The 10,519-nt window shown below is 44.1% G+C and carries 10 protein-coding genes; 4 read left to right on the top strand and 6 right to left on the bottom strand.

Translation table 25 applies throughout. The features are described 5' to 3' along the window. Positions 1-342: 342 nt before the first annotated feature. The 4 genes from WC777_00680 (at position 343) to WC777_00665 (ending at position 3,600) form a co-directional block, all read left to right on the top strand. Positions 343-1,479: an RHS repeat-associated core domain-containing protein gene (locus WC777_00680; protein MFA6023720.1), complete on the top strand. Its 1,137-nt coding sequence runs from the start codon at positions 343-345 to the stop codon at positions 1,477-1,479. Positions 1,480-1,486: 7 nt separating this feature from the next. Beyond that, positions 1,487-2,026 carry a hypothetical protein gene (locus WC777_00675; protein ID MFA6023719.1) on the top strand — a complete coding sequence of 180 codons (540 nt, stop codon included), beginning with the start codon at positions 1,487-1,489 and terminating at the stop codon, positions 2,024-2,026. Positions 2,027-2,493: 467 nt separating this feature from the next. Then, entirely contained in the window at positions 2,494-2,886 is a 393-nt protein-coding gene (locus tag WC777_00670) for a hypothetical protein (GenBank protein ID MFA6023718.1), read from the top strand. A 366-nt stretch (positions 2,887-3,252) separates the two neighbouring features. Continuing rightward, on the top strand, positions 3,253-3,600 hold the full coding sequence (locus WC777_00665) for a hypothetical protein (GenBank protein ID MFA6023717.1): 348 nt from the start codon (positions 3,253-3,255) through the stop codon (positions 3,598-3,600). A 191-nt stretch (positions 3,601-3,791) separates the two neighbouring features. Here the strand turns inward: WC777_00665 and WC777_00660 are convergent, their stop codons facing one another. From WC777_00660 to WC777_00635, 6 genes are all read right to left on the bottom strand, one after another. Beyond that, positions 3,792-4,382, bottom strand: coding sequence for a helix-turn-helix domain-containing protein (locus WC777_00660; GenBank protein MFA6023716.1), 591 nt, complete (start codon positions 4,380-4,382; stop codon positions 3,792-3,794). 167 nt (positions 4,383-4,549) lie between these two features. Continuing rightward, positions 4,550-5,755: a DUF4143 domain-containing protein gene (locus tag WC777_00655; protein MFA6023715.1), complete on the bottom strand. Its 1,206-nt coding sequence runs from the start codon at positions 5,753-5,755 to the stop codon at positions 4,550-4,552. A gap of 96 nt (positions 5,756-5,851) precedes the next feature. Then, positions 5,852-6,436 (bottom strand): hypothetical protein, encoded by a 585-nt coding sequence (locus tag WC777_00650; protein ID MFA6023714.1) that lies wholly within the window; start codon positions 6,434-6,436, stop codon positions 5,852-5,854. Further along, the gene (locus tag WC777_00645) at positions 6,412-7,080 is read right to left on the bottom strand and encodes a hypothetical protein (GenBank protein MFA6023713.1); all 669 of its coding nucleotides are present in this window, start codon (positions 7,078-7,080) and stop codon (positions 6,412-6,414) included. The genes WC777_00650 and WC777_00645 overlap by 25 nt, the downstream gene beginning before the upstream one ends. 210 nt (positions 7,081-7,290) lie before the next feature. Then, complete coding sequence (locus WC777_00640; GenBank protein MFA6023712.1) at positions 7,291-8,724, bottom strand: putative metal-binding motif-containing protein; 1,434 nt, start codon at positions 8,722-8,724, stop codon at positions 7,291-7,293. A 425-nt stretch (positions 8,725-9,149) separates the two neighbouring features. Beyond that, on the bottom strand, positions 9,150-10,502 hold the full coding sequence (locus WC777_00635; GenBank protein ID MFA6023711.1) for a hypothetical protein: 1,353 nt from the start codon (positions 10,500-10,502) through the stop codon (positions 9,150-9,152). Between the last annotated feature and the right edge of the window lie 17 nt (positions 10,503-10,519).

Below are 10,519 nucleotides of genomic sequence, written 5' to 3'. Positions count from 1 at the left end.
TCATGAAGATAAACTATACATAGAAGGAAATGTTGAGAGGGGTACGGGAACGGATGCAGAGGGAAATATAAGCTACTGGGGAGGAGTGGATACTTCGAATGGAAAGATTCTAATGTATGATGACCAAAATGATCTCCCCAGGTTTGTTGTGCTTGATATAACAAGTGGTGAAGCGGAATATTACTTATCTCTAGAAGAGATACCTGAAACTGATCGGGCGGTGTTTGAAATGGATCTCACGGGAGAGGATTGTTTGAAAGCTCGTACTTGTTACGAAGTGGGTGCAGACACTGAGCTGAATTGGTTGGATATTTTGGGTAAAATCATTAAGAATTCTTTTTCATGGTGAAAAGTGCCCCATCAATTCAGATCATCGCTCCTTGAAATTTCAACACCGCCCACACTTATTCTTGGAACATTAAGAACCAGCTGGCTTCCAGCGGCTCTAAATCCTTCTCCTACGATGCTTCAGGCAGCCGCTACAAAACGGCAGACAGCACAAAAGGCACAACGGACTACATCATCAACCGCTTCATGGAACTCCGCGGCAAAGCGGATGGCAGCGGAACGGAACCGGTGTCTCCCGGCACCCTCACCAGCTATCTCTTCGCCGGGGGCCAGAGGGTGGCTGCACTGGAAGACGGAGTCCTCTCCTATTTCCACCAGGACCACTTGGGAGGAACCGCCCTCATCACGAACGAGGATGGTTTTGTAACCCAGCTTTACGACTACTATCCCTACGGCTCTGAGCTCCAAAACACTCCCCTGGACGACGGCACCGGAGAGCCTCCCGCAGAGCACTCCTTCACAGACAAAGAGCTCGATGAAGACCTCGGCCTCTACTACTTCGAAGCCCGGTGGTATGACAGTGAGATAGGAAGATTCTCCAGCCAGGATCCGGCACAGTTGGATGACCTTGCTGAAAGGAAATTCACATTCACGAATGATATGAATGAATTTCTAAAGAAAAATAAAATCTTCGACCCACAGATGTTGAATTTTTATTCTTATTCTTTAAATAACCCAATTGTCTATATAGATCCGGATGGAGAAACTCCAATCGGAATATTTGTGAGTTATTTACTAACATTTTTTAGCGATATCCCTTCTGCAGGTGACTCTGGCGACCTTATAAATTCCGGACCAACTAACGACCACAATGATGGCGATATAAGTAACAATATGGACGATGTACTCTGGCACTCAACAAAGGGCCAAGCACCTTGGTATGTAAGAATTGGGATGTTTGTTTATGAACAAACCTTAATTACTGTTTTTGGAGAAGAAAAAGATCTTACATATAATGAAGAGGGAGGCTATTCTGTATATACAGTTCAACCTGGCGATACGATGTACGAACTTTTTGGAGATGACTATCAAGAAATTGCAGAGTTTAATGGATTTGAAGATCCAAATACTATTAATGTTGGTGAAGAGATTCGAATACCGGTAGAATCGGAAAAAGAAAATACTAACTAAATGCACTATGAAGAAAAATCTTTTTAAATTAGCTGCTTTCTCGGGGTTAGTATCACTAATCTCAAGCGTGCCTTTAACACTTCTAGTAGAAGCCAAGGGTGGTTCATATTTCCCTGAGTTCAACTTAGGCCCCCTGATTTTCTTATCAATCGTTAGTTATGCTCTGTTTTTGTCTGGCTTCATTTATTTGGGGCAAATACAAAATAGTAAAGTTACCGCTGTTTCCTCTTTTTTATTGATCTTGGTTAATATTTCATACGATCTTCTTGTATATCTACCAAAAATTAGCACATATCCCTCAAAACTCGATGAGTATCCGTCTGCTTATATAGCTTTTGGAATAACATATGGTTTGCTTACCATTTTACATGGTTATAGTTTAATCCAATTAAAAAATCCCATGGGGGGGTTGACGAAAAAAACGGGCTGGGTCGAACTGATATTTGGCTTCTCTTTTGTAACAGTAGTGTTATCTCCCATTTCATTGTTGTTACTTATTCCAATGTATTTACTTCAAGTAAAATTATTACTTAGAGCAAGAAAATAAGACCACATTATGCAGGAGTACGAAATCATCCAAAATTTTCTGGAAAGAAAGCGAAAACAATATTATATAGTCACGCCACTGATGCTTGTGATTGTTTTTGGATTCCAATTTTTCAATAATAGTGATGAGGGGATTACTTTCCTTGGTGCCCCAAACGACGCTTGGACTATGTTGTTTGTATTTATGTTCTTGGGGTCCGTTGTTTTTACATTCAAAAATTGGCGTTGCCCAGCTTGCGAATTTTACTTGAGGAAGAATTTTAACCCTAAACATTGCCCGCGCTGTGGAGTAAAGTTACAGAGTAGCTAAATAAACTTTCGCAGGGAATCTCGGGTATTTTTTAAATCATTACTATTGTGGTGATCCACGATCCGAACAATGTAGATCAGGGGACAGCCTTCCAACCTGAAAAAGAAAAGGATTTTTTTGACAATGATTTGCATTAATAGTTTTTAACTCACCACATTATGACAAAATTAATTTTACTTACCCATGATGAATTAGAAATTATAATTAGAGTTATAGCTGTACCCTTGGGCGCCTTTGGTTTAAGTGAGCTTATTCAAAGGACCCAACTATCAGAAGAAGAATGTAGGAGGATTAGTGATTTCATAGGAAGTCATCGATCTGAAGATGAAGTAATCGAGATTAGCATAGATGAAAATGACATCATTCTTATGTCGAAGATTTTTGACATATCAGCAGAAATCGTTGATCCACAAGAAATGCATACTATGACTGGCTACACATGGGATGAAGCCAGGACTGTGTCGAAAAAACTTCATGCGCTAGCAAAATCCAACTACCCTAATCAGATTCAAGTTGGCCAAGAATTAAAAGTTCCCGATACTGTTGAATAAATATCTAACAACTAAATTATGAAATCTCATTTCAAAGCTCTAAAACACTTGCTGCTTCTATGTGCCACTTTCGTGTCTGGCTTTGTCTTTTTCTCTATTCTTAGCTATCTCGTGTTCAATAGATTTAGTTATGAAAACATAGATGCGGCAAACCTAGTTAGATTAAGTATTGTTTTATTAATGGCATTTCTCTTCGGATTTTATTTTCACTACTATAAGAAAAAAAATAAGTTGATAACGATCAGTAGAGGAGAAGAAGTTCTTTTAATAGTTCTATACGCGTTGCTTTGTGTGGTTTTGACTAGATACATTTTGTTGCCCATTGCTTAGTGGCAAGCCTGTACAGTTAAGTAACTCATAGCCCACATGGAATACCCAAATATTGTTGAAAATGGTAAAACTTTTTCAATCCAGTTTAAACCATCAGAGGGTGCACATAAAATTGAAAACATTGATTTGATGGTGGATTTAGATTCACTTGGTGAAACTATAGGGATAGAGCTTTTGGACATGATGGATCAAACCAAGTCTAAATGTATAGTAAATGATTTTCATTTTTCAAAAGGAGATGAACTCAGTATAAGTTACGACCCCGAATGTGATGCAGCTTACATTGCAGTAAAAACAGGCAAGATTAATAAAACATTAAATAAAAAAGGCACAATTTTTACTGGCTCAAAAAAAGAATTTTTAGGGCTTGCATTTGAAAAATAAACAGACTTCTAATAGTCATGAATCAAACTTATAAATTCAAAGGTGGAATTTGGATAGGGTATAAAAATCCGTCACACCAACAAGAAATATAACAAAAGGCTATACTTCTGGTACGCTGGCTTTCATTTCAAAAAATTTGTAGGTAACTTAAAAGAGTTTGGCTGGTGTTGAAGGGAGATAACAGGCTGTAGTTATCCAATATTCTCAAAAACCGCTCGTTGGGCCTTGGCGATGTGTTCGTTTTGAATGAGAACACCAAGCTCGTCTTTGAGGGATACAATGGCCACCTTGTCTCTATAAATATTAAACACACCAATGATGCCTTTTTGTCGTTTTCCATTTTCATCCCAGCTCAAGAGCATCTTGCGGTCCCTACCCAACTCCGAAAGAATTTTTTCGACTCCTTTTTCTCCTTTAAAAATGGTTATTTCTGACGGACAAAGCTCCGCAGCATAGGTCGCAAAGAGCTTTGGGAGAGAAAAGCTGAGAGCCTTGAGGGAAGATTGGAGTACTTCGCTTTTCTTTTGTTCTTGAGCAATAAAAGATTCCGGTGAGCCGGCCTTAAACACGATATTTCCATTTTTCCGCACCTTTTGTAAAAGCCCCTTTTGTTCCAAGCCCTCCAGAAGGAGATAAATGGTGGACCGTTTGAGCTTGGAGCGTCTCGCCACAGTACCGGGGAGCGCTTCTTTGAGCTCTAAAACCGTGAGGTACACCTGCGCTTCATTGGGTCTGAACCCCAGGGAAGTGAGCGCTTGCAGCATCTGTTCTTTTGAGAGCATAGAATTTCACAGGAAGAACAAATAATAGCTTCTATAAGCCATTTCTCAAGCATTTGACATTGCACAAAAACATTACCGCATGTGCTAACCTGGCCTAGGCCACAATTTGGGGAGATTTGGAGGAATCAAGAACGAGCCGTAAGCCCGCCAAAAGCTAAGTTCGTCACCTAAAAAACTTCTCCTTGATGGAGTTTTTTTAAAAAAATCTCGGCTGGTAGAATAGATAAATTTTCTTTAAACAGAGACTCTTTCCCCATATACACACCATAAGCGGATTTAACTCTCATTTTATTCATTCTCATCAGGGAACGCATAGGATTTTCCCAACGGGCATTCCATGTTTTTGATCTTTTTACTTCTATGAGTACCACTTCGGCTTTTTGGTCGGAGCTTGTTTTTTGAGTTTCTATCAAAAAGTCGATTTCTTGTCCGGAGCTGGTTTTATAAAATGAAATCGACCTGTGTTTTCCGGATTTTTGATTGTAGACCCTGAGCTCATGATAGATCAGAGTCTCCAGAGCTTTACCTTGCCAGGTGGAGTCTGTTGGGTCACGCAAAAGTCCGGCCGCCGCTCTGGCCACTCCCGAATCAAACCAATAGAGCTTGGGGTGAGTTTGTTCCCGGACTTTTACTCGTGGTCGATAAGCTGGTAAGCGAAAGGTAAGTAAGGTGTCTTCTAAAATTGAAAAGTATGTTTCTGTAGAACTTCTTGGAACGCCAGCTTGTTGAGCTATAGCACTCAAATTTATTTGTTCGGCATTCATGAGGCCCGCTATTTCCAGAAAACGCAAAAATGGATCTACTTTGCGTACCAATCCTTCTTCCTTAATTTCTTCACGAAGATAGCTCGATACATAGGTCTCAAGCGTGTCCATGGCTTCGGTGGTCAGCTTCTCTTTGAGTTTTTTCTGGACCAAGGGCAGGGTTCCCCACTCTATAGATTCTTCCAGATGAAAGTCTTCCCCCAATTCTTCGCTGCAAAATGTTTCCATTTCCATTGCCAATGCTCTGCCAGCCAATAGATTTGCTCCACCTCTTTTGAGTTTACGGGCTGATGATCCACTCAGGGCAAAACGAAGTCCATAAGTCTCAATGAGTCGGTGGACTTCATCTAGAATGGGCGGAATTTTCTGTACTTCATCGATACAAACCCACTGTGGAGGATCTTTGGTGTTGATTAAGGCTTCCAGATGGCTTGGGTCTCTACTTAGGCTTAAATAAGTTGGATAGTGTAAAAGGTCAATGAAAAGCGAATCCTTCGGTAGTGTCTTACGAAGCCATGTGCTTTTACCCACACCTCTTGGTCCAAAGAGCAGAAAGCTGCTCGATGGGAGTTCTATAGATCGATGGTATTGTGGCTCTTGAGCATCCATGATTTCATTTTGCACTATATCATGTTAAAAAGCAATGCAAAATAACATCATACATAGCAAAATGAATCCCCTAATTATACCAAAAAAACCAGGTTTTTAGAAGGGCTGAGACTGCAAAACTGCATTAATCTTTTCCTTTAGCTCCTCGAGAGACATTGAAAAGTCGCCACTGCTGCTCACATTCAACTCGTTGTCGATTAAGTATTTACCATAAGGGCCTGCAAAAGACACATATTCCCCCTGACTGGTTGTTCCTAAGAAGAGGAGAACATACTCTCCCGCTACAAATAAAGGTGGCTCATTGCCGGGGATAATGGTTGCCTCATCTCCATCAACTTCAACGATTTCATAGCCGCGAACAAGCACATTTACCGTGGTCATACTTCTATCTCCTTTCAGAACTTCACTCAGTTCCAGTTCGACCTCTTGTCTACTACCAAGACCTTGATCTTCCAGATAAGGTTCACCCACCTTTGTTACCCTGCCAATTACAATGAGAGAGGCACTCTGTGTGTACAAATCAAGATCGCGCGCAATACTTAAGGCATGAAAAGACACCGTAGTAGGTGGCTCGTTAGTCACTGGGATAGCCCTATTCTTAAAAAGAAAATTCGAGGAAAGAAAGCCTAAAGCCAAAAATGTACCGAGACTAAGGATTAACACGCTGTTTTTACTGTTCAATGCCATATTTTATAAGTTATAAATCAAGTCCCATAAATAGCCTTGATACCATTTTTATCATCGGTTCTGAGTGACCTTTGATAGGTGTTTCCAGGATAAGTGCGACCACACATAGTAGACATCGCTGAAGAGGCACAATAGGACGGGCTTCCATTATAAGTAAGATCATCTAGCATGAGCCAGTGGCCAAATTCATGGGTCATAGTATTTTGCACATCATACTGGCCGGAAGTTCCTATAGTTGTGAACCCATAATAAGTATTAAAGGTGGTATCTATTTCGGTCAAGGAGCTACCTGATGTAAAGCCCCAAGTACCTGCCACATCTCCCGTAGATCCATCATTGTAATAACCAATCGAACTTCTGGAATCTGAAGTATATCCAGAAAAAACATTTGGATTTGAACTCGTAGTCCCAGCATAACTAAAGCTAAAATCCGCACCTGCGGCGTCCCAACTTGCATCAGAAGTCTTCATCGCAGTTTTAAAACTACTCGCAAAAGCACTATTGATATAATAAGACACTGAGCTACTGTCCCACTGATAACCATATAGATCATAAGCAGAAGCACTGCTGACGCCCAAACCAAAAGCCATCAGGTGAAGGAGGAGGAGAGCACTTATCTTGTGAATGGGTATTTTCATAATTGCCTACACTATTCTCTCCCCCCCCGTCTTTGTCCAGGTTCTTGGCCCATTTACTGTCGTCAGGATTGGATGACAGTTTGTGGTTTAGAGAAGAAGCTACACTTTAGAGGCATTCTCAAAAACCACTCGTTGAGCTTTGGCGATCTGCTCATTTTGGATGAGTATGACAAACTCATCTTTGAGCGATACATTAGGCCATATTTTCGACTAAGCCGCCTTTCTAAAAGGGGCTTGCTGGGAAGACACATTCTTTTTCGGACTTTGTCTTCGTCGTCCCACAAGTCCTGCCATGGCAAGACCGGTCACAACCAAAGGCACCATACTTCCTGTCTGAGGGTTGTACACGCTACAGCTCCACCCACCAGGTTCTTCGGCGCCACCATCGGTACTTCCACCATCTTCTTCAAGACCGGTATCTGTTCCACCACCATCAGCTCCACCGTCTGCTCCTCCATCACCAACCGTACCTCCATCACCAACTGCACCACCATCGCCGCCAGTATCATCCGCACTGCCACCGTCAGCGCCTCCACCGTCCGCGCTTCCGCCATCGCTGGCACCGCCATCCGTTTCAACCGGGTATCCATCAAGCTCGTGAGTTCCTGGTTTGAGCGGAATCTCAACGCCGTCACCATTCGTTGCGAGTGCCGAAGCGGATCCCACAACAAAAGTGGAAGGATTGAGTCCAGCCGGAGGGGCCATTACGCTACCCTCTATAGTTCCTAAAGCCCAGCCTCCTACTCCATATTCGCCAGAGGTCTCGACGGCCCATCCATTGTAAGTGCTTGCATCAAACAACCAGCCCAAAGCGCTTGCTTCGTTTGCATAATTTATCCAATCTCCTTCAGTAACACTGGCCATTCCATCCCCCCAATAATCCACTGCATCATCATCCCCGGTACCGAGTACCAAGGTATAACTTCCATCAGGCCCACAAATCACATCACCTTCGCCATAAGAATCTATAGGAGATTCCCCACCCTCGGCACAAGCCTCTGCCGCCGCGCAATCCACCTCACGATTTTTACCCCTATCACCGTCATTGCAGTCGCCTCCATTGGAGACATAACCATCAAGCTCGGTACAGGACCGGACAGCTGTGTCAGGATCTCCATAGGTGTCTCCATCACCGTCCAAGTACCAAGTATCCCCATCCTCTTCATCTTCCAAGGTGAGCGTATTACAGTCATTGTCCACACCATCACAAACCTCTGCCGCACCGGGATGAATAGAGTCATCTCCATCATTACAATCCGCGGCTACAGGGTAGCCATCTCCATCGGCATCTAAGCCGGGACCTGTGGAAGTATTGGTTACAATAGAAACCGTTCCATCCGAATTGATCACAGCAAATTGATCGTACCCGGAAGAAGACCGATCCGCGGCAATCCAGGAGCGAGGTTTGCCAGAGATACCTGTGAGTGCTTCTCCATGCCCAGAGCCAGTAGTAAACCCATCATATTCATATACCTGTCCACCAGCTGTGTCCCTGACTGCAAAGACGCTGTTAGTACTCAGGCTTACAGCTGCGCTTGCTAAGTCATACCCATCTGTATCGAAGAAAACTTCCGTAGGATCCCCCTCTGGAGAGAATTCGGACAAGTTGATCGAAGAACCAGGAGTACCAGGGTCTCGTGGCATAATATAGCGGCCATCTTCTGTGCCTCCCGAGGAGAAAGCACCACCCTCCAAATAAGTTATGCCAGTCACAGCTCCTGTACTCAAGAAACCTTCAACCACGAAATCTTCTCCACCTGGATTCTGAAAAAGGATCAGATCTCGTTCCGGATCTAAGTCACTGACACAGGGGATCTGCATATCGATGGTCGAATCATATTCTTCCACCAATCCATCCAAAGTATCCATATGAACACCACTTGCACTCCCATCATGATACAGATTCGTCCACCTAGCTTCACTGAAGTCATATTCGTCTCTTATATGAGCGCCATCAGGGTCTCCACCAAAACATGTGATTGCCGTTCCAGGTTCATTCGCCAGATTATCCGGTCCCATGTCCACCCAGGTGCTTTCTGCGCCGCCTTCTACAGGTTCAATAGCTCGTGCTACACCTCCTCCAGCAGCAATAGTCGCAGCCAAAAGGATAGCCTTCGAAGCAGAACCTCCACTCGAAGGAGTCGCGGCTCGTGAACCGCTACCACCATCCTGTTCCGGAATCAGATTGTTGTCAGGAGTAGTCATAATAGACAATTAGACAACATAAATGTCCCATAAAAGGAGTAAAAAGTCAAGCACTCTGTGGAAAATCAGTTGGACAGAGTGTAGACATTTCTTCCGGCACCTATTGTGTCCCGAACGATTTTTCTGGAGAAATAGTACGAACCTCCCATCCCATCAGACCAGCCTTCCGCCCAAAGGATGGATTTATTGTCCGCAATGGGATTAAGGGAATTGCTCACGGTTTGCCATTCCAGATAGGGGATGCTGCTGCCATCTTCATCATTCTTAAGCGGGGTTACAATATTCAGTTGGAGGGCAACTCTCTCGATACCTTCGTCCAGGATGAGAGCGTGAATGTCTTCGTTTATGGAATCACTGAGGGTGAAAACCTCATAATCCATGGAAAAGATATGATCGTTTACCAAAGATTCGTAGATTTCGGTGTTGAGGCTACTATTTCGAATCGACTCTCCTGTACGAGCATCGGAGACCTTCGCATCATTCGGAATCACCACCAAACTTGTTCCGTCAGCTTTTTCGCCGAGGATTTGCCAGAAGACGAGGGAGGAGTCTTGTTCGAGGGAGCCGTCGCCATCATCGAGATCGGGGCGGGCGCAGTCGGGGTCCACCAGGCTGCCGTTGGTGCAAGGAGTGCGCAGGCGGAGGGTGAAGCGGCTGAGGTCCAGGGCAGCGGGGTTTAGGGTGCCGTCTGTGGTGAGGCCATCGGAGGCGAAAAGGGGGATGATGGCGGTGTCTCCGTAGGCCAGGCGGTTCCAGTTGCAAGGGTGGTCTATGGATTTATCAATCTCAAAGTCTCCATCGTGGTCTGCGTCCGAAGTGCGACATAGGTCGCTGTCTCCGGCGGAGCCGGTGCCGGGGATGGGGGTGTACCAGTCGCCGTCGTTTTCCTGAGCGGTGGCGTAGACCTGGAAATTGCCATAAGTATCTATGGTGCCATCTCCATCGGTATCTTTGGCAAATTCCTCTTCTGTGAGAGGAATATTGTAGCCGGGTTCATATTCTTTCATCGCCAGTTGACCCAGGTCTGCGGCGGACTTCGCGGCGGCCTCCGCTTTCATGGGGGTGAGCTGATCCCTTTGCGTGGCCAAGCTTTCCCTCAGCTTCTCCGAAACTCCACTCACGACAATCATGAAAAAAGTCATGAAAATCAGTGCAAAAATAAGGGCGTAAGCGGGCTTCGCGGTGGGATGCAAATGCTTGGAAGGGGGTGATTTCATGCGAGGATTTTTATAAA

It is taken from the genome of Candidatus Gracilibacteria bacterium (genome assembly GCA_041661045.1).
In the GTDB taxonomy this organism is placed as follows: domain Bacteria; phylum Patescibacteriota; class Gracilibacteria; order UBA1369; family 2-02-FULL-48-14; genus 2-02-FULL-48-14.
This window is presented reverse-complemented; position numbering and strand designations above follow the sequence as displayed.